The organism is Thermobifida fusca NBRC 14071 = JCM 3263 (assembly GCF_001592045.1).
GTDB lineage: Bacteria > Actinomycetota > Actinomycetes > Streptosporangiales > Streptosporangiaceae > Thermobifida > Thermobifida fusca.
Genome location: NZ_BCWB01000040.1, coordinates 42,159 through 68,080 on the forward strand (window position 1 = coordinate 42,159; position 25,922 = coordinate 68,080).

Annotated in this window: 27 protein-coding genes and 1 pseudogene; 13 read left to right on the forward strand and 15 right to left on the reverse strand. The window is 68.5% G+C overall.

Features of this window, described 5'->3' with window-relative positions:
* Positions 1-80 precede the first annotated feature (80 nt).
* The gene (locus TF1_RS09955; protein WP_011290554.1) at positions 81-1,001 is read right to left on the reverse strand and encodes a metallophosphoesterase; all 921 of its coding nucleotides are present in this window, start codon (positions 999-1,001) and stop codon (positions 81-83) included.
* Between the two features lie 183 nt (positions 1,002-1,184).
* Here TF1_RS09955 and TF1_RS09960 point away from each other — a divergent pair, with 183 nt between their 5' ends.
* On the forward strand, positions 1,185-1,637 hold the full coding sequence (locus TF1_RS09960; RefSeq protein WP_041427539.1) for a GatB/YqeY domain-containing protein: 453 nt from the start codon (positions 1,185-1,187) through the stop codon (positions 1,635-1,637).
* A 77-nt stretch (positions 1,638-1,714) separates the two neighbouring features.
* Here the strand turns inward: TF1_RS09960 and TF1_RS09965 are convergent, their stop codons facing one another.
* Positions 1,715-4,120, reverse strand: coding sequence for a penicillin-binding protein (locus tag TF1_RS09965; RefSeq protein ID WP_011290556.1), 2,406 nt, complete (start codon positions 4,118-4,120; stop codon positions 1,715-1,717).
* A gap of 466 nt (positions 4,121-4,586) precedes the next feature.
* On the opposite strand from TF1_RS09965, the gene TF1_RS09970 reads away from it, so the two are divergent.
* Complete coding sequence (locus TF1_RS09970) at positions 4,587-4,895, forward strand: WhiB family transcriptional regulator (protein WP_011290557.1); 309 nt, start codon at positions 4,587-4,589, stop codon at positions 4,893-4,895.
* A gap of 271 nt (positions 4,896-5,166) precedes the next feature.
* Here TF1_RS09970 and TF1_RS09975 read toward each other — a convergent pair whose 3' ends face one another.
* Entirely contained in the window at positions 5,167-6,306 is a 1,140-nt protein-coding gene (locus tag TF1_RS09975; protein ID WP_011290558.1) for an ArsA family ATPase, read from the reverse strand.
* On the reverse strand, positions 6,303-7,316 hold the full coding sequence (locus TF1_RS09980; RefSeq protein ID WP_041427540.1) for an ArsA-related P-loop ATPase: 1,014 nt from the start codon (positions 7,314-7,316) through the stop codon (positions 6,303-6,305). The genes TF1_RS09975 and TF1_RS09980 overlap by 4 nt, the downstream gene beginning before the upstream one ends.
* A gap of 118 nt (positions 7,317-7,434) precedes the next feature.
* Here TF1_RS09980 and TF1_RS09985 point away from each other — a divergent pair, with 118 nt between their 5' ends.
* From TF1_RS09985 to TF1_RS10000, 4 genes are read left to right on the forward strand one after another with little or no spacing between them, the layout of a single operon-like run.
* Positions 7,435-7,608, forward strand: a complete 174-nt coding sequence (locus tag TF1_RS09985; protein WP_011290560.1) for a DUF4177 domain-containing protein — start codon at positions 7,435-7,437, stop codon at positions 7,606-7,608.
* Positions 7,605-8,072, forward strand: a complete 468-nt coding sequence (locus TF1_RS09990; RefSeq protein WP_061783837.1) for a RidA family protein — start codon at positions 7,605-7,607, stop codon at positions 8,070-8,072. The genes TF1_RS09985 and TF1_RS09990 overlap by 4 nt, the downstream gene beginning before the upstream one ends.
* Positions 8,073-8,118: 46 nt before the next feature.
* On the forward strand, positions 8,119-9,051 hold the full coding sequence (locus TF1_RS09995) for an NUDIX hydrolase (RefSeq protein WP_011290562.1): 933 nt from the start codon (positions 8,119-8,121) through the stop codon (positions 9,049-9,051).
* A gap of 38 nt (positions 9,052-9,089) precedes the next feature.
* Entirely contained in the window at positions 9,090-9,905 is an 816-nt protein-coding gene (locus TF1_RS10000; RefSeq protein WP_038043041.1) for an MBL fold metallo-hydrolase, read from the forward strand.
* A 168-nt stretch (positions 9,906-10,073) separates the two neighbouring features.
* On the opposite strand, the gene TF1_RS10005 is transcribed toward TF1_RS10000, so the two are convergent.
* Entirely contained in the window at positions 10,074-10,760 is a 687-nt protein-coding gene (locus TF1_RS10005; protein ID WP_011290564.1) for a Crp/Fnr family transcriptional regulator, read from the reverse strand.
* A gap of 363 nt (positions 10,761-11,123) precedes the next feature.
* Here TF1_RS10005 and nth point away from each other — a divergent pair, with 363 nt between their 5' ends.
* Genes nth through TF1_RS10020 form a run of 3 tightly spaced genes read left to right on the forward strand, consistent with a single transcriptional unit; the run spans position 11,124 to position 13,671 of the window.
* Positions 11,124-11,798 (forward strand): endonuclease III, encoded by a 675-nt coding sequence (nth, locus tag TF1_RS10010; protein WP_081430380.1) that lies wholly within the window; start codon positions 11,124-11,126, stop codon positions 11,796-11,798.
* Positions 11,795-12,460 carry an NUDIX hydrolase gene (locus TF1_RS10015; RefSeq protein WP_011290566.1) on the forward strand — a complete coding sequence of 222 codons (666 nt, stop codon included), beginning with the start codon at positions 11,795-11,797 and terminating at the stop codon, positions 12,458-12,460. The genes nth and TF1_RS10015 overlap by 4 nt, the downstream gene beginning before the upstream one ends.
* 32 nt (positions 12,461-12,492) lie before the next feature.
* On the forward strand, positions 12,493-13,671 hold the full coding sequence (locus TF1_RS10020; protein WP_016188019.1) for a MarP family serine protease: 1,179 nt from the start codon (positions 12,493-12,495) through the stop codon (positions 13,669-13,671).
* Positions 13,672-13,770: 99 nt separating this feature from the next.
* Here TF1_RS10020 and TF1_RS10025 read toward each other — a convergent pair whose 3' ends face one another.
* Positions 13,771-14,316 carry an ATP-binding protein gene (locus tag TF1_RS10025; RefSeq protein ID WP_011290568.1) on the reverse strand — a complete coding sequence of 182 codons (546 nt, stop codon included), beginning with the start codon at positions 14,314-14,316 and terminating at the stop codon, positions 13,771-13,773.
* Between the two features lie 7 nt (positions 14,317-14,323).
* The gene (locus TF1_RS10030; RefSeq protein ID WP_061783838.1) at positions 14,324-14,674 is read right to left on the reverse strand and encodes an STAS domain-containing protein; all 351 of its coding nucleotides are present in this window, start codon (positions 14,672-14,674) and stop codon (positions 14,324-14,326) included.
* A gap of 222 nt (positions 14,675-14,896) precedes the next feature.
* Here TF1_RS10030 and TF1_RS10035 point away from each other — a divergent pair, with 222 nt between their 5' ends.
* Positions 14,897-17,182 carry a DEAD/DEAH box helicase gene (locus TF1_RS10035; RefSeq protein ID WP_081638409.1) on the forward strand — a complete coding sequence of 762 codons (2,286 nt, stop codon included), beginning with the start codon at positions 14,897-14,899 and terminating at the stop codon, positions 17,180-17,182.
* Between the two features lie 96 nt (positions 17,183-17,278).
* Here the strand turns inward: TF1_RS10035 and TF1_RS15875 are convergent.
* The 8 genes and pseudogenes from TF1_RS15875 to TF1_RS10070 form a co-directional block, all read right to left on the reverse strand.
* Positions 17,279-17,554: pseudogene (locus TF1_RS15875) on the reverse strand (Rv3654c family TadE-like protein); the annotation flags it as partial.
* Positions 17,535-17,978 (reverse strand): TadE family type IV pilus minor pilin, encoded by a 444-nt coding sequence (locus tag TF1_RS10040; protein WP_011290571.1) that lies wholly within the window; start codon positions 17,976-17,978, stop codon positions 17,535-17,537. The pseudogene TF1_RS15875 and the gene TF1_RS10040, both read right to left, overlap by 20 nt.
* A gap of 4 nt (positions 17,979-17,982) precedes the next feature.
* The gene (locus TF1_RS10045) at positions 17,983-18,189 is read right to left on the reverse strand and encodes a DUF4244 domain-containing protein (RefSeq protein WP_011290572.1); all 207 of its coding nucleotides are present in this window, start codon (positions 18,187-18,189) and stop codon (positions 17,983-17,985) included.
* A gap of 134 nt (positions 18,190-18,323) precedes the next feature.
* Entirely contained in the window at positions 18,324-19,064 is a 741-nt protein-coding gene (locus tag TF1_RS10050; RefSeq protein ID WP_016188021.1) for a type II secretion system F family protein, read from the reverse strand.
* A gap of 12 nt (positions 19,065-19,076) precedes the next feature.
* The gene (locus TF1_RS10055; RefSeq protein WP_011290574.1) at positions 19,077-19,829 is read right to left on the reverse strand and encodes a type II secretion system F family protein; all 753 of its coding nucleotides are present in this window, start codon (positions 19,827-19,829) and stop codon (positions 19,077-19,079) included.
* Positions 19,830-19,831: 2 nt separating this feature from the next.
* On the reverse strand, positions 19,832-21,028 hold the full coding sequence (locus TF1_RS10060) for a TadA family conjugal transfer-associated ATPase (RefSeq protein ID WP_061783839.1): 1,197 nt from the start codon (positions 21,026-21,028) through the stop codon (positions 19,832-19,834).
* Entirely contained in the window at positions 21,025-22,119 is a 1,095-nt protein-coding gene (gene ssd, locus TF1_RS10065) for a septum site-determining protein Ssd (RefSeq protein ID WP_011290576.1), read from the reverse strand. The genes TF1_RS10060 and ssd overlap by 4 nt, the downstream gene beginning before the upstream one ends.
* A gap of 724 nt (positions 22,120-22,843) precedes the next feature.
* Entirely contained in the window at positions 22,844-23,629 is a 786-nt protein-coding gene (locus tag TF1_RS10070; protein WP_049755009.1) for a Fic family protein, read from the reverse strand.
* 205 nt (positions 23,630-23,834) lie between these two features.
* On the opposite strand from TF1_RS10070, the gene TF1_RS10075 reads away from it, so the two are divergent.
* The 3 genes from TF1_RS10075 to TF1_RS10085 are packed head-to-tail and all read left to right on the forward strand — an operon-like array spanning position 23,835 to position 25,679.
* Positions 23,835-24,269: a phage holin family protein gene (locus TF1_RS10075; RefSeq protein ID WP_169803314.1), complete on the forward strand. Its 435-nt coding sequence runs from the start codon at positions 23,835-23,837 to the stop codon at positions 24,267-24,269.
* The gene (locus tag TF1_RS10080) at positions 24,266-25,201 is read left to right on the forward strand and encodes an alpha/beta fold hydrolase (RefSeq protein ID WP_061783840.1); all 936 of its coding nucleotides are present in this window, start codon (positions 24,266-24,268) and stop codon (positions 25,199-25,201) included. Before TF1_RS10075 ends, TF1_RS10080 begins: the two co-directional genes overlap by 4 nt.
* A complete protein-coding gene (locus TF1_RS10085) occupies positions 25,182-25,679 on the forward strand; it encodes a DUF309 domain-containing protein (RefSeq protein ID WP_011290580.1) in 498 nt (165 codons plus the stop codon). Before TF1_RS10080 ends, TF1_RS10085 begins: the two co-directional genes overlap by 20 nt.
* The last annotated feature ends 243 nt before the right edge of the window (positions 25,680-25,922 follow it).

The following is a 25,922-nucleotide window of genomic DNA, read 5'->3' on the forward strand; positions in this document are numbered from 1 at the left end:
GGTCAGGGACGGGTGGCGGGGCCGCGGTTGTGGGGTGCGGGGTGGGCGGCCCCGCCACGGGGATGGCACTGCGGGGCGGGTTAGGCGCGGGGGATGAGGTCCAAGAGGGCGGCTTCGGGGCGGCAGCAGAAGCGGACTGGGGCGTAGGGGGAGGTGCCTAGCCCGCCGGAGACGTGGAGCCACGACGTTCCGTTCCGGCTGAGTCCCCAGGCGCGGGCCCGGTCGATACCGCAGTTGGTGACGAGGGTGCCGTAGAAGGGGAGGCAGATCTGGCCGCCGTGGGTGTGCCCGGCGAGAAGGAGTTCGTACCCGTCGGCGGTGAACCGGTCGAGGTTCCGCGGTTCTGGGGAGTGCATGACGCCGATGCGTACGTCAGCGGTGGGATCGGCGGGGCCGGCTATCTTCTCGTAGCGGTCGAGGCCGATGTGGGAGTCGTGGATTCCGGCTGCGGCGATCCGCAGGTTTCCTGCGGTGAGGTGGCCTTTCTGGTTGTTGAGGTCGAGCCAGCCTGCTTCGCGCATGGCTGCGCCGAGCTCCCGCCACGGCAGGTCGGGGATTTTGCGTTTCCGGTAGTCGGCTTTGCTGCTGCGCCACAGGTAGCGGGCGGGGTTTTTCGGCTGGGGGGAGAACAGGTCGTTGGAGCCGTAGACGAACAGGCCCGGCCGGTCGAGGAGAGGGCCGAGCGCGTCGAGGAACGGTTTGACCGCTTGGGGGTGGGCGAGGGAGTCTCCGGTGTTGACGACCAGGTCGGGGTTGTGGGCGTCGAGGCTGCGGATCCAGTCGATGAGTAGGCGGCGTCCGGGGGTCAGGTGCGCGTCGGAGAGGTGGAGGATACGCAGCCGGTCGCTGCCGGGGGCGAGTATCGGTATCTCGTAGTGGCGCAGCCGGAACCAGTTGCGTTCCACGACCGAGGCGTATACGAGTCCTGCGACACCGAGGGCGCCGGTGACCGCTGCTGCTGTGCCGATCCGGCGTAGCACTCTGCCCGTGGTGTTCACCACCGCTGAACCTGTCATGGAACGATGGTGTCAGATCCCAGCAGTGCCTGGTTCCGGCGCGCCGGTCACGCGGGTATCGGTGGTGGCGAAAACCGTGGTGGGGGTGGGGCTGCCGGCTGGGCTGTGGTGGACGCCATGGGAAAAATTGCCTGGAGTTCCCCGGAAGGGGCCTCTAGCATCCCTGGCATGTCCGAACTAAAGACCCGGCTGCAAGCCGACCTTACCGCTGCGATGAAGGCACGGGACGCTGTGCGGACTCGGGCGCTGCGCATGCTGCTCACCGCGATCTCCAACGAGGAGGTGTCGGGGAAGTCCGCCCGTGAGCTCAGCGACGACGAGATCATCAAGGTGATCACGAAGGAAGTGAAGAAGCGTCGCGAGGCCGCGGAGGCTTTCGAGCAGGGTGGGCGCGCGGACCGGGCAGCGGACGAGCGTGCCGAAGGCGAGGTGCTGTCCGAGTATTTGCCGGAGCAGCTCAGCGACGAAGAGCTGGCTGATCTGGTTCGGGCGGCGATCGCGGAGGCCGGGGTGAGCGACGTCAAGGGGATGGGCGCGGTGATGAAGCTGCTCACTCCCCGGGTTGCGGGGCGTGCTGAGGGCCGCCGGGTCGCTGACGAGGTGCGCCGCCAGTTGTCGTGACTTTTGTCCCCAGGCTGAGGAAGCGTGTGGCCCTCGAGCACCAGTGCTCGAGGGCCATAGTGGTGAGTTGGGACTAGCTAGAACGCGCCCCACTGGTCATCTAAGGCGGGGAGCTCCCAGCCGCCTCCGCCGGGGAATTCCCAGCCGCCGTTGCCGTTGCCGCCGTTGCTGTTGCCGTTGTCGGCGGGGCCGCGGCTCAGGAAGATGTTGACGACGGAGCCTTCGGCGAGGCGGGAGCCCGCGGAAGGCTCGACGAGGGCCACGGTGCCTTCCGGGTGGCTGGACGGCAGCCGCCGGTCGGCCACGTTCGCCCGGTAGCCGGCGGATTCGATGGCGGCTACCGCTTGGTCACGGGACATGCCAACCACGTTGGGTACGCTTCCCGGGCTGGAAGCCGGGTTGGCGTCCGTGGGGTCCTCTCGTCGTGGCGGCGCGGGTTCGCTGGTGGAGCCGAACCGTGCGGGCGACCGTGCGAAGCTCTTCTCGTCCAGTTTCTTCACGGCTTCCCGCATGGTTTCCTGCCAGATCGGACCGGGGATGGTCGCGCCGTAGACCACCGAGTAGTAGCGTCCGCCGAGGGTGACGTTCCGCAGCGGGTACTGGTTGGGGCCGCGCGGGTCGCCGACGAACACGGCGCCGGCCAGGTTCGGGGTGTAGCCCGCGAACCAGGCGCTCGCCGAGTTGTCGGTGGTTCCCGTCTTTCCGGCGGCAGGGCGGCCGATACCCAGTCCGGTGGCGGTGCCGCCTTTGAAGGTCTGCTGGAGCAGGTAGTTCACGCCGTCGGCGACATCTTTGGAGATGCGCCGTTCGCACTCCGGTTCCATTTCGATGGTGCGCCCGGCCTGGCGGTCGACGATCTTGGTGATCGCCATCGGCTTGCAGTAGATGCCCCGCGAGGCGAAGGTCGCGTAGGCGGCGGCCACGTTCAGCGGGGAGACTTCCTCACTGCCCAGGGTGAAGGAGTTGTTCCCCTGGGTGCGCGGGTTGTCGTAGCTTTGGCCGTCGGCCCGGGTCAGGCCGAGTTTTTCCGCCATTTTGATGACGTTGCACAGGCCGACCCGTTTCTGCAGTTGGGCGAAGTAGGTGTTCACCGAGCCTTTGGTGCCCGACACCATGTTGTGGGTGGCGGCGCCGCCGCTTTCGCTGGAGTTGCTCACTGTCCACGGGGCGAGAGTGTTGCCGTCGCAGTTCTTCTGGCCGGTGACAGTGATGGTGCTGCCCGAGGTGAAGGACGTGCTGTACGGCAGTCCTTTTTCGAGGGCCGCGGCCAGGGTGATGGCTTTGAAGGTGGAGCCGGCTTGGAAGCCGGTGCTGCCGCCGCGGTCGGCGTTGGCTGTGAAGTTGATGGAGGTTTCGCCGAGTTTGCTTTCGTCGGGGCCGTAGTTGCGGCTCTGCACCATGGCCCGGATCTCCCCGGTGCCGGGTTCAATCAAGACTTCGGCGGCGACCTTGCGGGCTTCGTTCTTGCGCGGCACCCACTTGTCTACGGCTTTCTGCCCAGCCTCCTGCATGTCGGGGTCGAGCGTGGTGTAGATCTCCAGGCCTGCGGTGCGCAGCCAGCGGGCGCGTTCGGTTTCGGTCTCCCCGAACGCTTCGTTCTTCTCGATCTCCTGGATCACGTAGTCGCAGAAGAACGGCTGCTTGCTGGGCATGCACCCGTTGCTGGGCGTGGAGATGTCGAGTTCCAGGTCTTGCGCTTTGGTCTTCTCGGCTTCTTCTTCGGTGATCACCCCGGTGGCGACCATCCGGTCGAGGACCACGTCGCGCCGTTCTTGGGCCTGGTCCGGGTTGAGGCGGGGGTTGTACAGCTCGGGGTAGCGGACGAGACCGGCCAGGGTGGCAGCCTGGTTGAGGTTGAGTTCGCTGGCGCTGACGCTGAAGAAGTGCTGGGCCGCGGACTCGGCACCGTAGGCGCCGTCCCCGAAGTAGGCGATGTTGAGGTAGCCCTCGAGGATTTCGTCTTTGGTCATCCGCTGTTCGAGCGCGATGGCGTAGCGCAGTTCGCGGATCTTGCGTCCCAGGGTGGTTTCGCGGGCTTCTTCTTGTTCCGCCTGGGATGTGGCGCTTTCGATCAGCACGTTTTTGACGTACTGCTGGGTGATGGAGGAGCCGCCTTGGGTGCGCCCGGCGATGGTGCGCAGGGCGGCGCGGAAGGTGCCCACGATGTCGAGGCCGCCGTGCTCGTAGAACCGGCTGTCCTCGATGGCGATGATCGCCTGCTGCATGATCGGGGCGATCTGGTCGAGTTCTACCAGTTCCCGGTTCCGGTCGTACACCTCAGCGATGACGCCGCCTTCTGCGTCGTAGATGATCGAGCGTTGGGGCGGCGGCGGGGTCTCTAGCTCGCTGGGCATGTTGAGGAAGCCGGTCGCTACGTTGCGGGCAGCGATGCCGATACCGCCGAGGGCGGGAGCGGCGAGCGCAGCCACGAGTACTCCGGCAGCGACCGAGACCCCGAACAACTGACCGAGTTTCTGCAGCAATGTCCCTTGACCCACCCGTCCAGATTACGTTCGGAAACGAGAAAACAGCGACGAACCGCCGTGGGCTTCGCGTTGTTGTCGGTTCCGGATGTGGTCGATCCGCGAGCCCTGATTCCCATCTTTCCATGATCAGGGACTTGGGGAGGGTCGCCGCCCACACGCACTTTATTACTCTGGGTAGTCACTAGGTGACTAGTTTTCAAAGCTTTAATGGTCCACCTGAGCTATATCAGAAATGGGCCTAATGGGGACTGTTGACTTTGGGGTGCGGACCGTAATTTCTTTACCAGCGGAGATGCAAGAGACGGTACATCTCATACGGGCCCCGCACCCCGTCGTACCCGTTGAGCCGATCCGGTGTGCCCGCAGAGGTCGTCTCTGTTCCTCCGTGCCAGTCGATGTCCGCGCCCGTCGGCTGGCTTCTGTCACAGCACACAACACATGATGATCTTTGGGAGTGGGGCACATGTGGAGTACAGACTGGGCTGCGCGTGCTGCCTGTCGGGAGATCGACCCCGACTCGCTGTTCGTCCAGGGGGCCGCGCAGAACCGGGCCAAACTCATCTGCCGGGGGTGCCCGGTCCGCACCGAGTGTCTGGCTGACGCGCTGGACAACCGGATCGAGTTCGGTGTCTGGGGAGGGATGACCGAACGCGAGCGGAGGGCTCTGCTGCGGCGCCGCCCCGAGGTGACCTCGTGGCGGGCACTGCTCGAAGACGCCCGGCAGCACTACCAGCAGTCCGGGGCTGCTAAGGACCAGTTCGTCAAGGGTTGACGGCACCACGGGCAGGGAGGAAGCCCGTGGCCGCCCGCGCCCCCGGTGCACGTTCCGGAGACCGTGGAGGGTGGTTTTCGGCAGCGACAGAGCAAGACGGGGGAACCAGCCGTCTTCCGGACGGAGCCGTGCAAGCGCGGGACAGGTCCGTCCACCATTCATTGGGAGGGTGTGGGGTGGGGCTGCTCTTGTCGAGGACACGTGGTGAGAGGAGACGCGGCGTCCACGCGACCGAGGGGAGCAGCCGCCCCTTCCTGAGGGCACCGGGCCGTTACGGCACGGTGGACACACCAGCGAGTGCCCGGCCGATCGCGCGGAGCGCGTCCAGGTCGTGGACGTCTTCCGGGTAGGCCGGGACTTCCGCTATCGCAACGTCAGGATGGTCCGCAGCGAACCGGTTGCGCAGTCGCTGCTCCCGGTTCCGCTGTCGGACCCGTCCGGCATGCAGGCGGAGTGCCGCGGCGGCGAGGGGATGCTCCCCGGTTGCTTCGAGCAGCTCCGCCGCGGCCGAGCCTTGTTCCGCTGAGAGGTCGGCGTGGACCTGTTGGACGCGGTTGAGGACCAGGCCGGCCAGCGGCATCTGTTCTGCGGAGAGCCGTGCCACGAAGTAGGAGGCTTCCCGCAGCGCGTCGAGCTCGGGTGCGGCCACGACGAGGAACGCGGTGCCTTCGGTTTGCAGGATCCGGTAGGTCTGTTCGGCCCGTTCCTGGAATCCGCCGAAGACAGCGTCGAACGCGCCGATGAAGGACTGCACGTCTTTGAGGAGCTGGGTGCCGAGGATCTTCGTGATCACCCCGGTCACCAGGCCGAACCCTGCGCCGAGCAGGCGGAAGGCTCCGCCGCGTGCGGGGGTGCCCAGGAATCTGACCAGGCGGCCGTCGAGGAATCTGCCGAGCCGTTTGGGGGCGTCGAGGAAGTCCAGTGCGGACCGGCTGGGCGGGGTGTCGACAACGATGAGGTCCCATTCGTCGGAACGCCGCAACTGGCCCAGCTTCTCCATCGCCATGTACTCCTGCGTGCCCGCGAAGCTGGACGACAAGGACTGGTAGAAGGGGTTGTTGAGGATCTGCTCCGCCCGCTGGGGGTCTGCGTGCGCTTCGACGGTCTCGTCGAAGGTGCGTTTCATGTCCAGCATCATGGCGTGCAGTGATCCGCCGTTGCTGTCCGCGACACCGGGGACCGGGCGCGGGGTGTTGTCCAGTTCGGTCAGTCCCAGGGATTGGGCGAGTCGGCGGGCCGGGTCCACGGTGATCACCACGGTGTGCCGTCCGCGTTCTGCGGCGCGCAAGGCCAGGGCCGCGGCCGTGGTGGTCTTGCCGACGCCTCCGGAGCCGCAGCACACCACGATTCGGGTGCCGGGGTTGTCGAGGAGGTCGTCCACGTCGAGGGTGCGGGGAGGGGTGGGGTTCACACTGCCCCCTGGTCGCGTAGTTCGCGGGCGAGTCGGCGGAGGCCGTCAAGGTCGACCCCGTCGTCGAGGAAAGGGACGTCGTAGCAGGGGCGTCCGGCTGCGGCGAGCCGGCTGCGGGCTTCGGCTGCTACTCGCATGTGCCGGGCGTGTTCCACGATTTCTTTGGACAGCTCCTGGGCGAGACGGGACGGGTCGGGGAGGCTGGCGGCCTGAAGGCCGCGGGTGAGCGCGGCGACGTCGACGACACCTTGGGACGCTGCGGCGAGCACGGAGTCCTCTAGCAGCGCGGGGCGGACCATGTTCACCAGGATGCCTCCCACATGCAGTCCTGCGTCGCGTGCCTCCGCGATTCCCTCCACGCATTCTTGGACCGGCATTTCTTCGAGCAGGGTGACGAAGTGCACCACGGTTTCGGGGGAGCGGATGACGTCTATGACCCGGGCGGCGTGGTCGCGGACCGGGCCTACCCGGGCCAGGCCGGAGACTTCGGCGGTGACGTTGAGGAAACGAGTGATGCGGCCGGTGGGCGGGGCGTCGAGCACTACGGCGTCGTAGACGTACGGGCCGGGACCGTCGTGCCGGGCACTCTGCGGGGTGCGGCGGCGCACTGCTTCGGTGACTTTGCCGGTCAGGAGGATGTCGCGGGCGCCGGGCGCGATCGTGGTGGCGAAGTCGATGACGCCGAAGCGGCGGAGTGCACCGCCGACCCGGCGCAGGCCGTAGAACATCTCCAGGTATTCCAGGAGCGCTGCCTCAGCGTCGACGGCGAGCGCGTAGACCGTGCCGCCGTTGTCGGCGGCGGCGATTTCGCGTTCCGCATAGGACAGCGAGTCGAGGCCGAAGAGCGGGGCGATGCCGTGCCGTTCTTCAACTTCCACCAGCAGCACTTTGCCGCCTTCCGCGGCCAGGGCTAGAGCGAGTGCTGCGGCGACGGTGGTTTTCCCGGTGCCTCCTTTGCCGGTGACGACGTGGAGGCGGACTCCGTCCCAATCGCGATCGCGTGAGCTCACCCCACGGAGTCTATGCACTGCGGGTTGAGGTCTCGCCCTGCCGCCGCCGGGAGTGATGGTGCTGGTAAGGGTCATGGACCCCTGCCGTGCGGGGAACGGTCGCTATAAGGTTGGCGCCATGACGAAGTGGGAGTACGCGACTGTGCCGTTGTTGTCGCACGCAACCAAGCAAATTCTGGACAATTGGGGCGAAGACGGGTGGGAATTGGTCACGGTGATCCCCGGCCCCACGATCGGCGATGACCCGCGCAACCAGCAGTTGGTCGCCTACCTGAAGCGCGAGAAGAAATGACGACGAAGACCCCTGAGACACGATTGGCGGAGCTCGGGCACACCCTGCCCGAGGTGGTCCCTCCCGTGGCCGCATACCTGCCGACCGTGCGCAGCGGGAGCCACGTCTACGTCTCCGGGCAGCTTCCGGTGGTCGGCGGGGAGCTCCGTGCGACCGGCAAAGTGGGGGCCGACGTCGACCCGGAGCAGGCCAAGGAGCTGGCCGCGGTGTGCGCGTTGAACGCGATCGCCGCCATCAAAGCCGAGGTGGGCGAACTGTCCCGGGTGAAACGCGTGGTCAAGGTCGTGGGATTCGTGGCCAGCGACCCGTCGTTCACCGGCCAGCCGCAGGTCATCAATGAGGCCAGTGAACTGTTCACCGAGGTGTTCGGCGAAGCCGGCAAGCATGCGCGTAGCGCGGTGGGTGTGGCCGTGCTCCCGTTGAACGCCCCGGTCGAGGTTGAGGTGATCGTCGAGGTCGACTAGTCCGGTCCGACCAGGCAACGTCACCGTCCCCCGGGGAGGAGGCTCCGTGTCAGCGAACCATTCAGAATGCCGGCGGGAAGAAGAGGAGAAGCCTTCCTCCGCTCCCGTGTCTCCCTCCGAAGAAGCGACTCTCTCGGAGGGTGAGGTCATCCGCCACCTTGGCAGCGGCGAGATCACTCCCCGCATGTGGGACGTGCTCGCGGGGCGGGTGACTCCGGTGCGGCCTCGGGACGCCGCGACCGTGCTGCTGGTGCGTCAGGCAGATCGAGGTCTCGAGGTGTACCTGCTGCGGCGGGTCGCTTCGATGCGGTTCGCTCCGGGCATGTACGCCTTCCCCGGGGGGTCGGTGGATCCGCGGGACAGCGACCACACGATCCGCTGGAGCGGGCCGCCGCCCCGGGAGTGGGCTCGCGCGTTCGGGGCGGACGAGGCACTGGCGCGCGCCCTCGTCTGCGCGGCGGTACGGGAAACCTTTGAAGAGTCCGGGGTGCTGCTGGCCGGTCCCTCCGAGAATGAAGTGGTAGCCGATACGCGGGGGGACGACTGGGAGGAAGACCGGCAGGCGCTGCTCAACCGTTCCCTGTCGCTCGCGGAACTGCTTGACCGGCGAGGGCTGGTGCTCCGCTCGGATCTACTGTGTCCGTGGGCGCGGTGGATCACCCCGGCGATGGAGCCGCGCCGCTACGACACCAGGTTCTTTGTCGCGGTCCTGCCGGAAGGCCAGCAGCCTCGCGACGTGGGCGGGGAAGCCGACCATGTCACGTGGATGTCCCCGGAGGAGGCGGTGCGGCAGTGGCGGGCGGGGCAGTTGGCGATGCTGCCGCCCACGGTGGCCAACCTGAAGAGCCTCATCGGATACGCCACACCTGAGGAGGTGTTGGCCGCGGAACGGGAGATCGTTCCGGTGCAACCGGAGTTCCGGAAGTCTGCGGGGGGAATCACACTGATCGTTCCCGATGGTGTTGATTATCCGTTCTGATGGACCCCCTAGTCGGGCATGCCGCGAAAAGAGGTGCGATGAGGATCGACGGTTCCGGGACGCTGCGCGCAAGTTGCGTTCTCTGCCCGAATCCCGGCCCGATGACGCTCGACGGAACGAACACGTGGATACTGCGGGAGCCTGGCGCCCGCAACGTGCTGGTGGTCGACCCCGGACCCCATCACGAACGGCACCTGGAGCGTGTTGCGCGCATGGTGCAAGAGCAGGGATCCCAGGTCACCCAGGCCCTGCTCACCCACGGCCATGCCGACCACGCCGCGGGGGCACGGTACTTCTCCGAGCTGACCGGCTGCCGTGTGCGCGCGGTCGATCCGGCGCATCGCATCAGCGGGGACGGGCTCGACGACGGAGAAGTGGTCGAAGCAGACGGACTGCGGGTACGGGTGCTGCGCACGCCCGGGCACACCGCGGACTCGGTGAGCTTCCACCTGCCTGCGGACGACGTCGTCCTCACCGGGGACACCGTGCTGGGGCGGGGCACCACGGTGATCGTCGGAGAAGACGGCGGAGACCTGGGCGACTATTTGAATTCCCTGATTCGGCTGCGTGACCTGGTGGACAGCGCGAACATCCGCGCCCTGCTGCCCGCGCACGGGCCCGTCTGCACGGATCCGCTGCGGAAGCTGAACTCTTACATCCAGCACCGCGAAGAGCGGCTAGGACAGATCCGTGACGCGGTGGCGGCCGGGGCGGACACGCTGGCCGAGATCGTGGACCGGGTGTACGCGGACGTGGATCCCGCGCTGCGTGCCGCGACCGAAGCGTCCGTCCGCGCCCAGGTGCGGTACCTCGTGGACCGCGGAGACGTTCCCGTGGAGGTTCTGGCGGACTGAGCCTGCCCGCGGCGCGGCCGGGCGGCACGGGCATGCCGAGCACACTCGACGTGCCGGGGTCGGCGGAGCGGCCGCTTCACCGGTGTTCCTACTGCGCGGAGGATGGTTGTCCGGCACGGTCCGACCGCCCGACGCCGCGGGACTGAGGCGGTCGGACCGGGGTCGAAGTCAGCGGGCGCGGCGACGCAGCCGTTCCACGTCGAGCAGGACCACGGCTTTGGCTTCGATCCGCAGCCAGCCGCGCAGCGCGAATTCGGCCAGCGCCTTGTTGACGGTTTCGCGTGACGCGCCCACGAACTGGGCCAGCTCTTCTTGCGTCAGGTCGTGGTGGACGTGGAGCCCGTCCTCGCTCTGCTTGCCGAAACGTTCCGCCAGGTCGAGCAGGGCCTTGGCGACACGGCCGGGAACGTCGGTGAAGACCAGGTCCGCCACCACGTCGTTGGTCCGCCGCAGTCGGGTGGCCAGCGCCTTCAGCAGGTGGACGGCGACCTCGGGCTGCCGCATGATGAACGGCCGCAAGTCGTCGTGGCCCAGCCCGGCCAACACAGCGTCGGTTACCGCAACCGCGCTGGCCGTCCGCGGTCCCGGGTCGAACAGGGAGAGCTCACCCAGCATTTCGCCCGGGCCGAGAACCGCCAGCAGGTTCTCACGGCCGTCAGCGGACTTGCGGGTGAGTTTGACCTTTCCGCTGAGCATGACGTAGAGACGGTCACCCTCGTCTCCCTCGGAGAAGAGTGTCTGGCCCCGGCCGAGTCGCACCTCGGTGATGGAAGAACGCAGCGCGGCCGCGCCTTCTTCGTCAAGCGCCTCGAACAGGGGGGCCTTGCTCAGCACCTCGTTGGTCTCGTCCACCATTCCTCCTCGCAGCCTGACCGTCAACAGTGTGACGCACATCGCACAAGCTGTGAAACCGGCGTGTTCCCTGGTGGACCCCACCGGGGGTACGAGCAGCTCGTCACAGCCGACGTCAGCACTTCGATCCTAGTTGTTTCTCGAGGGCGTGGCTGCGGACTCCGCTGGAGTGCCGGGAGGAAACCGCGGATAACACAGCCTGAGGCTGTCGCGGAATCCCGCGCTGACCGGGCACGAAGCAGAAAAGATACGTAGGCTGGAACAGTGTCCCGCAACGTATACACTGCTTCCTCCTCCCCCGGTGCTAGCGGCGACGCGTCCGCAGCGGAGCGCGACACGCCCACGGGTGAGACTCGCCTCGCTTTGATGAGACGTTCCCGACAAATCAACCGGGAATTGGCGCGAATGTATCCCGACGCGCACTGTGAGCTTGATTTCACTACCCCCCTCGAACTCCTGGTAGCCACCATCCTGTCGGCCCAGTGCACGGACCGGAGGGTCAACAAGGTGACCCCCGTGTTGTTCGCCCGCTACCGCTCTGCAGCCGACTATGCTTCGGCCAACCAGGAGGAGCTCGAAAACATCATCCGCTCCACTGGCTTCTACCGCACCAAGGCGCGCAACATCATCGCGCTTGGCCAGCGGTTGTGCGACGAACACGGCGGAGAAGTTCCCGACCGGTTGGAAGACTTGGTGAAACTGCCGGGTGTGGGCCGCAAGACCGCCAACGTGGTGCTGGGCAACGCCTTCGGTGTTCCCGGCCTCACCGTCGACACCCACTTCGGACGGCTTGTGCGCCGCTTCGGGATGACCCGGCAGACCGACCCGGTGAAAGTGGAACAGGAGATCGCTGCCCTGTTCCCGCCCGAGGAGTGGACGATGCTATCCCACCGGCTCATCTGGCACGGGCGCCGAGTCTGCCATGCCCGCCGCCCCGCGTGCGGTGCCTGCGAACTCCAGCACCTGTGCCCCTCCTACGGTGAAGGACCGGTGGACGAGGAGACCGCGCGGCGGCTGGTACGGACGGGGCCGTTCTCATGAGACCGCAGATCACTACTCCGGAATGGCTGCTGTCACTGACCGAGGCCGCGAAGCGGATGCCGGTGCCCGTCGAGATGCGGCCCCCAGCTTCCGGTGGGCGCAGCTCCGCGGTCCTGCTGCTGTTCGGGGAAGGCGAAGCCGGGCCCGACGTACTCCTCATCCAACGCAACACGGGGCTGCGGCGCCACTCGGGGCAGCCCGCCTTCCCCGGAGGGGCGCTCGAACCGCAGGACGCCGGGCCAGTGGACTGTGCCCTGCGGGAAGCCGAAGAGGAAACGGGGGTGGTCCGCGACGGAGTCCACGTGCTCGGCACCCTGCCGGAGTTCTACATTCCTCCCACAGGGTTCCGCGTCACCCCTGTGCTGGCGTGGTGGCACACCCCTTCTGAAGTGCGTGCCGTCGACACAGACGAAGTCGCCTCGGTGACCCGTGTCCCCATCGCAGAGCTCGCCGACCCGGCCAACCGGGTGCGTACAGTGCTGTCCAACGGGCGCACCGGCCCGGCGTTCCGGGTGCGCGGCATGCTGGTGTGGGGATTCACCGCTGGGATACTGGATCGTCTGCTCGTGTTGGGCGGGTGGGAACGGCCGTGGCGTGACCAGAATGTGGAAGTCATCGACGTGTTCCGACCCGTGGCCCGAGACGGTGGCGGCACACCTTAAAACAACCTTGGGGACAGCGGAGAGGAGCGGGTGTGCTGGACGCGATCCTCGTCGTGCTCATTATCGTCTTCGCGATCTCGGGCTACCGGCAGGGGTTCATTGTCGGAGTCCTGAGTTTTGTGGGCTTCATCGGCGGGGGAGTCCTGGCTGCGCTCGGCGCGCCTCCGGTCATCCAAGCGTTCGTCCCCAACCCCACGCAGCAGGCGCTCATCGCGATCGCGATGGTGTTCCTGTTCGCCGCGCTCGGCCAGTTCTTCACTTCCTATCTGGGCGCGCTCATCCGCAACCGGGTCACGTGGAACTCGGCGCGGATCCTCGACGCCATGGGCGGGGCCCTGGTGAGCACCCTGTCGGTGCTGCTGGTGTCCTGGCTGGTGGGGAGCGCCGTCGCTAACTCGATGATTCCTCTGGTCACCGAGCAGGTGCAGAATTCGCGGATCCTGCGGACGGTGGACCGGGTCATGCCTGATCCGGCGCAGACCTGGTTTTCCACCTTCCGCAGGATCGTCGACCAGAGCGCTTTCCCGCAGGTCTTCAGCGGGTTGGGCACCAGCGAGCCCGCGGAGGTCGCGGAACCCGACCCGTCGGTGCTCAACACTGAAGAGCTGCGGCGGGCAAGCCAGAGCGTCGTCAAAGTGCTGGGGAACGCGCCCTCCTGCCAGCGTCGGGTCGAAGGCACCGGGTTCGTCTACGCGCACGAGCGTGTCATGACGAACGCGCACGTGGTGGCCGGGGTGGAAGAGGAGCTGCGGATCGTCACCCGGGACGGTACCCAGTACGAGGCGATCGTGGTCCTCTACGACCCCCAACAGGATCTTGCGGTGCTCGCCGTGCCCGGTCTCGACTTGGAGCCGCTGGAATTCGAAATGCAGGCGAAGAAAGGCGACGACGCGGTCGTCGCCGGTTTCCCCCGGGACAGCGGGTTCACCGTGGTCCCCGCCCGGATCCGCGCCGAGCAGACCGCACGGGGACCCGACTTCTACCACTCCCAGCAGGTGAGCCGGGAAATCTACCAGGTGCGCGCGGTGATCCAGCCGGGAAACTCTGGGGGGCCGCTGCTCTCACCCCGGGGAACCGTGTACGGGGTGGTGTTCGCGGCCGCCACCAATGACGAAGAAACCGGTTACGTGTTGACCGCAGAAGAGGTTGCCGCGAACGCGGAAGCGGGAATCCGCGCTACCACGCCGGTGTCCACTCAGGAATGCGACTAGGCGCACCGCTGCCATGGCGGATTTGTGTGGTGCTTGAGGGGACGGGGGAAGGAATTACGGGCGTCTCACCATGAGACGCCCGTGGACGTGCGGAAGGCGTCAGTCGAGTCCATGCGCCTCGGAGATGTCCGCCTCGTTACTGGCCAACGGCCAGCTCATGCGGATCACCGTGCCGTTCTCGCTGGGTTCGATACTCACCTCGTCAGCCAAACCGCGGATGACGGCAAGGCCGACATCAGGTGACAATCCGCCGAACCCGCCTGAGGTGAGGGATTCACCGAGCGAAGCGTGCGGCCCGCCCTCGAAACCGTTGAACGCTGGAGCGCCGTTCTCCTTGGCTGGGGCGTGGTCGGAAACGACCACTTCGAAGCGGCCGGAACGGCTGCCGTTGATCCGATCGGGACCTGAGGGGCCACCGGGTCCCGTCGGGCCGGAACTGTCGATCAACTCCAGCTTGATCGGCTGGTCGGGGCAGTGGGTGCGATGAGCCTCCACGGCGCGGGAGCACGCCTCGCCCACGGCCAGGCGAATCTCGTCGAGGGTCGACTCGCTGACACCCGCCCGCCGGGCCACGGCCGTAGCCATGAGCCTGGCGGTGCGGACATGCGCGGGCAGCGCGCTAATCGTGAGTTGGACAACCGCCATCGTTGGCTTACGACTGCTTCGACTTGCGCTTGTCGATGGCCTCCTGCACCGACTCGTAGATACCGAAGACCTTGGTCAGACCGGTGATCCGGAAGATCTTCAGGATCCGCTCCTGGGTGCAGACCAAGTCCAGGGTGCCGTCGTGGGCCCGCACGCGCTTGAGACCGCCCACAAGCACACCGAGCCCGGTCGAGTCGAGGAACTCCACCTTCTCCATGTTGACGATGAGGTGGTGGTGGCCCTTGTTCACCAGGTCGATGAGGAGCTCTCGCAGGCGAGGCGCCGTATAGACGTCGATTTCCCCTTCGACGACGACCTCGGTGTCGTCTTGGGTGTGGTGATCAAGCTTCAAGTCCACTGGTCCTCCAGCACCGAACAGCGAAAACTCGCGAGGGATCCTCTGCCGGGCGTTACCCTCTCCGGACGAAATTCAATCACGCCAGGCTGTTGTATCTATGGCAAAGTCAAGAAAACCACGCCGTAGCGCCAGTCGTACCCCCAGATGTCACACTGAAATCGTTCAGCTATCAACTGCGGTCCCGAATAACCAAGGCGCACGATCCTGTGGAGGGTGTCGGGTGTGAACCGTTGGGAGCCGGTTCTCCAACGGCTGCGGCGTGACCATACCCGCACCGCGCAGGTGACCCATGTGGAAAGCCTGACGAATAGTCCCGGGGTGAGGGAGGACTGGCCGGGCTGGGCGTCGCCTGCGGTGGTGGAACGCATGGTCAAGTCAGGTGTAGCGAAGCCCTGGTCGCACCAGGTGCGGGCAGCGAACCTGGCTCACAGTGGCAGCAATGTGATCATAGCCACTGGCATCTCTTCCGGGAAGTCGTTGGGTTTTCTGCTGCCGTGCACCGCGGCGATCGCCGAGGGCGGCAGCGTGCTCTACCTGGCTCCCACCAAAGCACTCGCCGCCGACCAGGAGCGCAAACTCGCGGAGCTGGCGCTGCCCGGGGTGCGGGCTGCCGTCTACGACGGCGACACCCCGATGGAAGAACGGTCCTGGGCCCGGGCGCACGCCAACTACGTGCTGACCAACCCTGACATGCTGCACCGTTCGATCGTGGCGCGCCACCCGGTCTGGGCGGGGTTTCTGCGCCGGCTCAGCTATGTCGTGGTGGATGAGGCCCACCACTATCGGGGAGTGTTCGGGTCGCATGTCGCGCAGATCCTGCGGCGGCTGCGGCGGGTGTGCGGCTGCTACGGTGCCGAGCCGCGGTTCATCCTGGCGTCGGCGACCACGGCGACGCCGGCGGAGACAGCGCAGCAGCTCACCGGGCTTCCCGTGGTCGCGGTCACCGGGGACGGTTCGGCGCGCGCCTCGCTGCGGTTCGCTCTCGTGGAGCCGGAGCTGACGGAGAAGACCGGGGAGCAGGGGGCGCCCCTGCGGCGCACGGCGACAGCGGTCGCCGCGGAACTGTTGGCTGACCTGGTGTCCCATGAGGTGTCCACTCTGGTGTTCGTGCGGTCCCGGCAGGCGGCTGAACTGGTTGCGCTGGCGGCGCAGCGGGCACTGGCCGATGCGGGGCGCCCAGAGCTGGCCCGGCGCGTAGCCGCGTACCGGGGCGGCTACCTGGCTGAGGACCGGCGGCGGCTGGAGCAGCGCCTGCGGTCCGGGGAGCTGCTGGGACTGGCCACCACCAACGCGCTTGAGTTGGGGGTGGACGTGAGCGGACTGGACGCTGTGGTGCTCGCCGGCTGGCCGGGGACGCGGGCCTCGCTGTGGCAGCAGGCCGGGCGGGCCGGCCGGAGCGGCCGTGACGCGTTGGCCGTGTTCGTCGCACGGGACGATCCGCTCGACACCTACCTGGTCCACCATCCCGACGCGATCTTCGGGCAGGACGTGGAAGCGACGGTCCTGGACCCGGACAACCCCTATGTGCTCGCCCCGCACTTGTGTGCCGCAGCCGAGGAACTTCCGCTCGCCCCGGAAGAACTGCCGATCTTCGGTCCGAACGCGTCCGATGTGGTTGCCGAGCTGGTGGGCCGAGGGCTGCTGCGCCGCCGCCCTCGAGGCTGGTTTTGGACGCGTCGGGAACGGGCCTCCACCTTGGCCGATATCCGGGGGTCGGGCGGGGCGCCGGTCCAGATCGTGGACGAAGACAGCGGCGTGCTGCTGGGCTCCGTGGACGAGGCCACGGCGAGCTCGGCCGTGCATCCCGGCGCGGTCTACCTGCACCAAGGGTTCAGCTATGTGGTCTCCGCGTTGGACTTGGAGAGCGGAATCGCCTTGGTGCGCGGCGAAGACCCCGGCTACAGCACCTGGGCGCGGGAGGTCACCCACATCGACATCCTCACCACCGCGCGCGAGGAGCGGTGGGGGGAAGCCACAGTGTGCTTCGGGAAAGTGCGGGTGGCCCGCCAAGTGGTGAGCTATCTGAGACGCGACCTGCGCACCGGGGCGGTCCTGGACGAGCGTCCGCTGGAACTGCCGGAGCGGGTCCTGGAGTCGCAGGCGGTGTGGTGGACGGTCGGTCCGGACGCTGAGGAACGGCTGCGGGACGAAGGGGTGGAGCTGCGCGGCGCTGCCCACGCAGCCGAGCACGCGTCGATCGGCCTGCTGCCGCTGTTCGCCACCTGCGACCGGTGGGATATCGGCGGGGTGTCCACTGCGCTGCACCCCGACACCGGGCTGCTCACCGTCTTCGTCTACGACGGGCACGAGGGAGGCGCAGGGTTCGCGGAACGCGGCTACGCCGCTGCGCGGGACTGGTTGCGCGCCACACGGGACGCGATCGCGGCCTGCGAGTGCGCTACCGGGTGCCCGTCCTGCATCCAATCGCCCAAATGCGGTAACGGCAACGAGCCGCTCAGCAAGCCGGGAGCGGTCCGGCTCCTGGACGCGCTGCTGGAAGCGGCCTAGCCAGGCCGGGGATACAGCCTTGTGCTCTGCGCCGACCGGACCAGCCCGGGAGACTGCGGTGAGCTGCGCTGGTCCTATACGGCCCGGCACAGCTACGGTGACCGTAACAGTCAGCCCAGACACGGTGCAGTCGACCAGCCGGGCCTGGTTCGCGTGCGCAGTGCGGCGGGCCACCGCGCAGGCCCGGTCGGCCCCCGAGGCGGCCTGCTCCGCCCCGGCGAGGGCGGCGAGGTCAGCGGCGGCAGCAGCCCGGTGCCGGTCCACGCGTACGCTCGCCACCACGACGATTGCGACTACGCACGCCCAGACCAGCATGGCGAAGGTGAGCACCCACACGGTGCCGGAGCCGCGATCAAGGGCTGGAGGGCGCATCAGCACTCCTCACCGCTAGAGCATCCACCTCGGGTTCCGCGGGGATCGCGGCGGTGCCGCTGACCCGCACTGTCGGAGGCAGCCCGGGGATGATCCGGACCGGGGCAGTGACCTCTACCCGGGCGAAACCTTCCGCCATGGACAGTTCCGCCGTGGCCTCCGGGGGACCGGCCTGGGCGACAAGGGAGCGGACGACTGCCTCGTCGTCGCCGCGCGCGAGCGCGCGGGCCCCCACCCGGGCAGCGTCCACGCACGCCACGTGGGCTGCTGCGGCGTGGACACAGCAGAGCGCGACGCCCAGCAGCAGCGCCAGCCCGGGGAGCACCACCGCGGTTTCCGCGGTCACCGCTCCCCGGTCCCGGAACAGGGCACTGGTGCCCTGGCGTGCCGGGGCTGTGGGACGGGCCGTGGGAGGGCGGCGCATCGGCTCAACCACCCATCCCGAGAGCGTCGATGACCATGCGGGTGAGGGCGGTGCGGAGCTCAGCGCTGGTCAGAATGGCGTAGAGGACCGCGGCGAACGCGCAGGCCGCCACAGTGACGAGGGCGTATTCGGATGTGGCCATTCCGGTGTCGCGGCCGCGGCCAGCGGACCGAAGAAGACAGCGGAGCAGCAGAACAGGAGCAGCAGACACAGGAACCTCCGTACAAGGCGAGGGCGTAACAGCCCGACACAGCGTTTAGCGTGGCCGGGCGATACGGGGCGTGCGGCGGGGGAAGACGCGGCTGTGGATAACTCGAGACCGGCGCTGGTAAGGCCGCTGGGCGGTCAGGGAAGGACCAGACCAGACACGAGGCCCGCGGCCAGGGGCACCACGCCGAGGAGGACGAACGCGGGCAGAAAGCACACACCCAGGGGGATGACGACGGCTACCCCGGTGCGGTGGGCCAGCTCGAGGGCTGTCGCGCGGGCGGTACGGCGGCAGTCGGCGGCGTGGGACTCCACCACGTCGGCCAGTGGGGCGCCAGTGTGGCTTGCCCGGGCCAGGGCCCGGCCTACCGCGGCCAGCTCTGCGGGGGCGTGCAGACTCTGCCAGGCGCGCGCCGGATCGGCGCCGAGCCGTAACTGCCGGGCCACCCCGTCCAGCGCGGTACCGAGCGGCCCGCCGAGAGCCTGGGCTACCGCCGCCACCATGTCGGTGGGGTGTGCTCCCGCGCGCAGCCCGGCCGCCAACAGGTCCAGGGCCAGGGGCAGCACGGCCGTGATCTCCGTGTCCCGCCCGGCGGACGGTGGGGACGCTGCGGCCCGTTTCCGCCGCCACACCACGAACCCGGCGAGGAGTGCGCCCCCGAACAAGCCGAGTCCTGCCCCGCCCAGCGCCCAGCAGGCCGCGAGTACGGCAGCAGCGGCGAGCATGCGGGGAAGCCGGGGCAGAAGCCGGGGTGGGCGGCGTAGGGCAGGGGCCGACAAGGCGGCGAGCCGCCGTTCTGCGGGCGACCGGCCGTCTCCGACCGCGAGCGCGCCCGTTCCAGCGGCCAGCGCGATGACAGCGACATCGAGACCCGTCACAGGTGCCTCCGTTCACATTCCCGCGGTGCGCAGCACTCGGTGGACGAGACGCCGGGTCCACCACACGCCCGCGGCGTTGAGCGCGATCCCGGCGCACAGGCAGCCCCATCCGAGCGGTGTGGTGAACAAGAAGAGGAGGGGAGCACCACCCAGCGCACTCGCCATCAGCAGCCCGGCAATGGGAAGCCCGGCGAGCAGCACCGCGGTGGTGCGTGGTCCCGCAAGGTGGATGTCGAGTTCACGGTGGAGCGCATCCTGGTGTGCCAGCGCGTCCGCGAGGCGTTCCACGACCGCCGCTACACCGGTGCCGGACGAGGCAGCGACCTGCCAGCACACCGCGAGGCTCGCCCATGCCGTGCCGCCGGGACGGCGGGACGCAGCCCGCAGCGCAGGCACCGGGTCGTGTCCCGCTTCAGCGAGCACTGCTGCTTCGGCGAGTTCCGCCGCGATGAGCGGGTCAGCGCCGCGGAGGGCGGCGGCGAGCGCCTTCCCCGGGGAGCTGCCGCAGCGGAGCTCCGCGGCGATAGCCCGGCACACGTCAGCGCAGCCGCGCAGGCGGCGGCGCGCCAGCAGCCCGGGGCGGTGCGTCAACCGGCGCCGCACCACTGCTGCCAGGGCACGCAGTGAAGGACGCGGAGCGCGAGCCGTGGTGAGCGCCCGCAACCGGAGTTCGGCGGCGGACGGCAGTACCCACACCACGGCGCAGCCCAGCCAGCCGGCCGTCCACACCACCATCCCGTAGCGGGCGATCCCGTCGGCGAGCATGGTCACTGCCCCCTCCCCGGCGGTACAGCGATCCGGTCGCACAATTCGGGGAACGCGGTGTCGTGCACCAGGTCGCCGTGCGCGGTGAAGGTGACCGCCGGTACCGCTGCCACCAGGCCGTCGCACCCGCGGCGCAGAACGCACACTTGGGCGACGCGGCGTGGCCCGCTGGGTGGGCGGACCAGGTGGACGACGAGTGCGCGGGTGGCGGCGAGCTGGCTGTGCACGGCTTCGCGGCTCAACCCGGCCGCGCACCCCAGTGCTTCGATACGGGCGGGGACGTCGGCTGCGGTATTGGCGTGCAGGGTCCCCGTGCTGCCTTCCTGGCCCGTGTTGAGGGCGTGCAGCAAGGAGACGACTTCGGGGCCGCGCACTTCGCCGACGATGAGCCGGTCGGGGCGCATCCGCAGTGCTTGGCGGACGAGTTCGTGGAGTTCCACTCCGCCGCGCCCTTCGATGTTGGGTGGACGCGACTGCAATCGGACCACGTGGGGGTGGTCGGGGCGGAGCTCGGCAGCGTCTTCGACCAGCACCAGCCGCTCGGTGGGAGCGGCAAGGGACAGCAGGGTGGACAGCAGCGTGGTCTTCCCGGTGCCGGTGCCGCCGGAGATGAGGAAAGCGCACCGGGAGGCCACGAGGGAATGCAGCAGAGCCGCCCCTGCCGGGGGAAGCGTGCCCAAGGAAACCAGTTCCGGAAGGGAGAACACGCGGTGGCGGGGCAGCCGCAGCGACAGCCGGGGACCTTCCGGGGACACCGGGGGCAGGACCGCGTGCAGCCGCGCCCCGGAGGGGAGCTGGGCGTCCACCCACGGTTCCGCCGCATCCAAGCGGCGGCCGGCCTGGGCTGCCAGCCGTTGCGCTAGGCGGCGCACCGCGTCGTCGTCGGGGAAGCCAATGTCGTTGACGCGGCGCAGCCCGGTGCCGTCGTCCACCCAGATCTCGTGCGGGCCGTTGACCAGGATGTCGGTGATGTCCGGGGCGGCGAGCAAGGGTTCCAACGGTCCGGCACCGGTGAGGTCGGCGCGGAGGAGCCGGGAGAGCGCCAGCACTTCGGCGTCGCCCAGGGTGGTGTCTTCCGCGCGGACTGCGGCGGCTACCGCGGCGGGGGTCGGTTCCACCGACTCGCGCATGAGCCGGGTGCGGACTGCTTCGAGCAGTCGCGCCACCGCTGTTCCGGAAAGGGAAAGTTGGCTGCTCATGCCGACCGGACCCGTTCCGGGCACAGGTGGGCGACGAATGCTTCGCTGAACGCGACGAGAGGGGACCGGGTGCGGCGCGTGGGCAGTTCCCCTTGGTCGAGGAGGCGGGGCAGTTCAGTGTCGTCGGGGAGGTCTCCGGCGAGGGGCAGTTTGAGCGAGGACGCCACCGATTCCGCGGACAGGATGTCGGGGGTTGCGCCGCGGACCACCAGCCGCAGGTCCGCAACGGAGTCCCGGAGGGCGGGCAGCAGCCGTTCCGCGGCCACGACGGCAGACACTTCAGCGGGGAGGATCATCAGGGCGACCGTGGTGCGGCGCAGTACTTCTTCCGCAGCGGCGTCGAGGGCCCGGGGCAGGTCAACGACCAGCATCTGGCATCCCCGGGTAGCGGCGTGGAGCACGGTGCGCATGGCTTGCGGGGGAATCGGGGCGTACGGGCCGTGCCGGGTCCAGGTCACCACGGGAAGACCGTGGATGTGGGGCAGCGAGTCGCGGAGTGCTGGCCAGAGCATGCGTCCCTGTCGGTTGCTGAACTCCTCCCAGCGGGATCCGGGCACGTGCTCGGCACCCAGCAGGATGTCGAGTCCTCCGCCGAGCGGATCGGCGTCGACCAGTGCGGTGCGCAGTCCGGCACGGTGCCCGGCGAGCGCGAGTGCCGCGGCGAGCAGGCTTGCTCCGGCCCCGCCCCGGCCGCCGATCACGGAGACGACCAGGGCTTCTTCCCCGGCATGGTCGGTGGATTCGGTGAGGAGCGCCACCAGCTGCTGTTCTGCATCGGGTAGGACGAGAACGTCTCGGGCGCCGATCCGCATGGCGTCGGGGTAGACGCTGAAGTCCAGGGCCGGGGAGAGGGGGGTGCGGCTGACCACGACCGCGTGCGCATGCCGGGGCGGTTCGGCGCGGGCGAGCACGCCCACCAGGTCGGTGCCGACGACGACGAGAGGTGCCTGCGCCCAGTAGCGGCTGCTCCGTGCCGCAGAGGAGACCACGGTGACGTCGACGTTGGCTGCGGCAGCGAGGCGGAGCAGGTCGTCGAGGAGCGCCGGATCGTCGGTGAGGAACAGGGGACGTGCGGAAGATGTGGACGGCATCGCGGACCTCCCAAGACAGCGGTGTGCCGGGTGTCCACGCTTCCGTAGCTGTCTGGGCGGTGCGAAGCCGAACTGTGCGAGCTGTGGATAACCACGGTTGACAAGGGTGCTGCACAGCAGTGCCGGGCCGGGAAAGCTCCGGCGTCCAAGGGGACGGCCCCCGCCAGGGGGGAAAGGCGGGGGCCGTCCGACGGTCCGACTCCGGGGGGAAGAGTCGGTCCCGTATCCGGTGAGGTCAATGGGGAGGGCAATCGTAGGAGTGCCGTTTCCCATGCGGGAACGGGGTGTTCTCCGCGGTCTCCAGCCGGATCGACCCTCCGAGTAATAGATAATATACGTAAAGTTATCGAGTCACTTTACCTACTTGACGAAAAAATAGCCTTCCGGCCCCTTTCCAAGCTGTCTGACCAGGCGTAGAAAGGAAGTAATCGATGGGGTCGCCCCATCGGACACGCCGCAACTGGGTACCCACGCGTCACCGCGCCGTGAGTGGCCCGTCGAGATCAGGGAACCGCCTGGTCAGACTAGCGATAATGCACGCATGTTAGCCCAGTCCGGCGTGGTATGGGCGATGCTGTGAACCTCCCACTCAGGGATGTCCCGGTATCGCCCTTGTTGCGTGTTTTTTGCCGTTTTTCCGGATTGTTGCCGTTGATGCCACGGTGCTACCGCGCTGTTTCCTTTTCGTTGCTGCGGTTGCCGGTACGCAGCGTCCCCCACCGGTTTAGCGTCGGGTCGTGGCGCGCCGGATGGCTTCACAGGTGGCAAGCGAGTCGCGTGCCCCTTCCATGACCGCTTGTGCGCAGTGCACTACCCACCCCGCCACACCCTCCGGGGTCCCGGTCATATAGCCGCGCAGCGCAGCAGCGTAGTGCTCACGGCGCTGCTCGTGCCCCAACTGGGTAGGGACCAGCGAGTTGGGGTCCAGGCCGCGCGCCATCAAGGTCAACCGTTCCGCGGCGCGCGCGACGATGCCGTCCCCCCAGCCGAAGGGGCGCAGCGCCAGCAGTTCCCCGTGCACGATCGCGCCGACCACCACGGCAGGCGCCTCGGTCCGCGCAGTGAGCAGGGAAGTCAACGCCTCCAGCCGGGCGATGACTTCGGACGCGGGCGGCGGCGAGCCCAGCTCGAGGGGATCGGTCACGTCGTCCCCGTCGCGGCGGGGACGGCCCAGCGCTTCGGGCGCGACCACGTCGGAGGCGGCCAGGACGTGCAGGCGGGCCAGGACCTGGCGGGGCGCCTTAGACCAGGTCTCCACCAGCAGCCCGAGCTCCCCGGAGACCCGCACCGACCCCCGCACCCGGGGATCGTCGCTCTCCCCGAAGCGCACCTGCTCGAGGGAGACGTCGGCTCCTTCCAGCACGGCTGAGGCACGGGCCCCGCGCAGAGCCGCTTCCATGGAGACGTCGCTGCCGCGGCGGCGCAGCACCCGTTGCCCGATCAGCATGTCAACGAGGCTGCGGGTTTCATCGACCGCGCGAGCGACCTCGGGAATTTCGGCGATCCGCATCAGAGGATCGGTCGGCACAGCGTTCACGTTATGCACCCTACGCCGAGGTGGTGCCGGGGCGCGCGACCGGGGGAGTCCTAGAGCGGTGCCGGCCGCGGGCGCACGCCATGGGGACACACGCCGCGCACCCGCACGGTAGCGGACTGGCCGCAGGGAACTATGCAAGGATTCCCCAGAGATGTGTCCGATGGAAGGAGCCGCCGCGGTGTCCAAAACCAACACGGGTGGCCGGAAGCCGGTGGACGTCGACGCGCCCCGGCGTTCACTGGGAGAACTCACCTCTGAGGTGACCGGTCACCTCAGCCATCTGGTGAGCCTGCAGCTTGAACTTGCTCGGACGGAGCTGGCCGCGGACGTCCGCCGGGTCGTCCAAGGGACCGCGCTGGTCATCACCGCTGCCTTGGTCGCGCACCTGATCCTCATTCTGGCTTCGATGACGATCGCGTTCGCGTTGATCGCGTTCGGTCTGCCTGGATGGCTGGCCTTCTTGATCGTTACCCTTGTGTACACGCTGGTGGCGGTCATCCTCGGGATCGTCGGTGTGCGCTCCTACAAGAAGATCCGCGGGATGCCGCGGTCGAAGGAGACCTTCGACAAGACCAAGGCCGTACTGCGTCGCGAACATACCGCGCAACAGTGATTCACAGGATCAGCAACGTTCCCGACGAGTCTGCGGTTCTGATCGAGGGTCCATGGACCCATCGGCTGGTCAGCGCCGGAGGGATCCGGTTCCACGTGGTGGAGGCCGGAACGGGGCCGCTGGTCGTGCTGCTCCACGGTTTTCCGCAGTTCTGGTGGGCGTGGGAGCAGCAGATCACCGCGCTTTCTGCAGCGGGCTACCGCGCGGTCGCCGTTGATCTGCGCGGCTATGGTGCGAGCGACAAGCCGCCCCGCGGATACGACCTGTTCACTGCGGCTTCGGATATCGCCGGGCTGATCCGGGTGCTGGGGGAGGCCGATGCGGCCGTGGTCGGGCACGGCCTGGGCGGCCTGATCGGTTGGACGATGAGTGTGTGCCACCCCCGTGCGGTCCGGCGGCTGGTCGCCTTGTCGGCGCCTCATCCGGTGCAGTTGGCTACGGCGACTGTGGCGCACTGGCACCGGGCCCGCGGCCTGTGGGAGCTGCTCGGCCTGCAGGTGCCGATGCTGCCGGAACGCCGCCTGGTCGCCCGCAACGCGCAGGCAGTGGCCGAGGCGCTGCGTGCCTGGTCGTGCTCGGGTTGGCCGGATGCGCAGACGGAGCAGCGTTTCCGGGAAGCGTTCCAGATCCCCTTGGTGGCCCACTGCTCGGTGGAGTATCACCGGTGGCTGTTCCGGTCCCGGTTCCGCCCGGACGGCTATCGTTACCTGCAACGCATGCGTGAGCCCAGTCCGGTCCCCACGCTGTACGTGCACGGTGTTGCGGACCCCCTCATCCTGCCTGCGGCAGCGCACGGACTGGAGCGGCACGTACGCGTGCCCTACCGGTTGCGGTTGGTGGAGGGCGCGGGGCACTTCCCTCACCAGGAACGCCCCGACCAGGTGAATGCACTGCTTGTGGAGTGGCTTTCCGATGACGCAGCACAGACGTGACCGGGACCGTAGAGCAGACGGCCGGGCGCAGAACCAGCGGCCCCGGGACCGGTACGGGCGTCCGCTGCCGTATGGGGCTCCAGGGGTGCCGCGGGTGCCCGACGACGCGGAGTTCTCCCCCACTGAAGGGTTGCGGGAGGCCCAGCGGCTGCTGGACGAGGGGTACGCCTTCCACGCCCACGAGGTGCTGGAGGCGGTGTGGAAGTCGGTGGACGGCCCGCAACGGGAGCTGTGGCGCGGACTGGCCCAGGTCGCGGTGGGGGTGACGCATGCGCAGCGCGGGAACACTGTGGGGGCGGCCCGCCTGCTGCGCCGGGGAGCGGACCGGGTGGCCGAGTACGGCGCGGAGGCGCCCCACGGGGTGGATGCGCTGGGGGTGGCCGCCTGTGCGCGGGCGATGGCTGATCGGATCGAAGCTGGCAGGGCGGCCGAAGTTGATCCGGCAGAGCTGCGGCTGGTCCGGGCTGCTGGAGGGTGACGGGCCAGGGCTCGGACTGCGACCGTAGCGCGGGCTGGGCGCAGCGCGGCGCCCAGCGGTGTTCCGCGGGTGGGGGACCGGGCTGGGGATGCCCGGGCGGATCTTTCCCGAGGAGGCTCCCGCGTGCGGTGGCGTGGCGGGCAGCGTGCAGCGAATCGTGCGTTCCGTGATTGCTGTGCCGCTGGGTGATCGCGCCGCGGGGATGCCTTGAGCGCCGTGGCGCATGCGCTCCATGCGTTATTT

What these genes read in the sequence shown, in the direction of transcription:
- TF1_RS09985 (WP_011290560.1), top strand. Translation starts at nt 7,435, where the DNA reads ATGACGAAGTGGGAGTACGCGACTGTGCCGTTGTTGTCGCACGCAACC.
- TF1_RS10015 (WP_011290566.1), top strand. Translation starts at nt 11,795, where the DNA reads ATGAGACCGCAGATCACTACTCCGGAATGGCTGCTGTCACTGACCGAG.
- TF1_RS10025 (WP_011290568.1), bottom strand. Translation starts at nt 14,316, where the DNA reads ATGGCGGTTGTCCAACTCACGATTAGCGCGCTGCCCGCGCATGTCCGC.
- TF1_RS10040 (WP_011290571.1), bottom strand. Translation starts at nt 17,978, where the DNA reads ATGCGCCGCCCTCCCACGGCCCGTCCCACAGCCCCGGCACGCCAGGGC.
- TF1_RS09990 (WP_061783837.1), top strand. Translation starts at nt 7,605, where the DNA reads ATGACGACGAAGACCCCTGAGACACGATTGGCGGAGCTCGGGCACACC.
- TF1_RS10070 (WP_049755009.1), bottom strand. Translation starts at nt 23,629, where the DNA reads ATGCGGATCGCCGAAATTCCCGAGGTCGCTCGCGCGGTCGATGAAACC.
- TF1_RS10085 (WP_011290580.1), top strand. Translation starts at nt 25,182, where the DNA reads ATGACGCAGCACAGACGTGACCGGGACCGTAGAGCAGACGGCCGGGCG.
- TF1_RS09960 (WP_041427539.1), top strand. Translation starts at nt 1,185, where the DNA reads ATGTCCGAACTAAAGACCCGGCTGCAAGCCGACCTTACCGCTGCGATG.
- TF1_RS10055 (WP_011290574.1), bottom strand. Translation starts at nt 19,829, where the DNA reads ATGCTCGCCGACGGGATCGCCCGCTACGGGATGGTGGTGTGGACGGCC.
- TF1_RS10060 (WP_061783839.1), bottom strand. Translation starts at nt 21,028, where the DNA reads ATGAGCAGCCAACTTTCCCTTTCCGGAACAGCGGTGGCGCGACTGCTC.
- TF1_RS10000 (WP_038043041.1), top strand. Translation starts at nt 9,090, where the DNA reads ATGAGGATCGACGGTTCCGGGACGCTGCGCGCAAGTTGCGTTCTCTGC.
- TF1_RS09970 (WP_011290557.1), top strand. Translation starts at nt 4,587, where the DNA reads ATGTGGAGTACAGACTGGGCTGCGCGTGCTGCCTGTCGGGAGATCGAC.
- nth (WP_081430380.1), top strand. Translation starts at nt 11,124, where the DNA reads ATGAGACGTTCCCGACAAATCAACCGGGAATTGGCGCGAATGTATCCC.
- ssd (WP_011290576.1), bottom strand. Translation starts at nt 22,119, where the DNA reads ATGCCGTCCACATCTTCCGCACGTCCCCTGTTCCTCACCGACGATCCG.
- TF1_RS10005 (WP_011290564.1), bottom strand. Translation starts at nt 10,760, where the DNA reads ATGGTGGACGAGACCAACGAGGTGCTGAGCAAGGCCCCCCTGTTCGAG.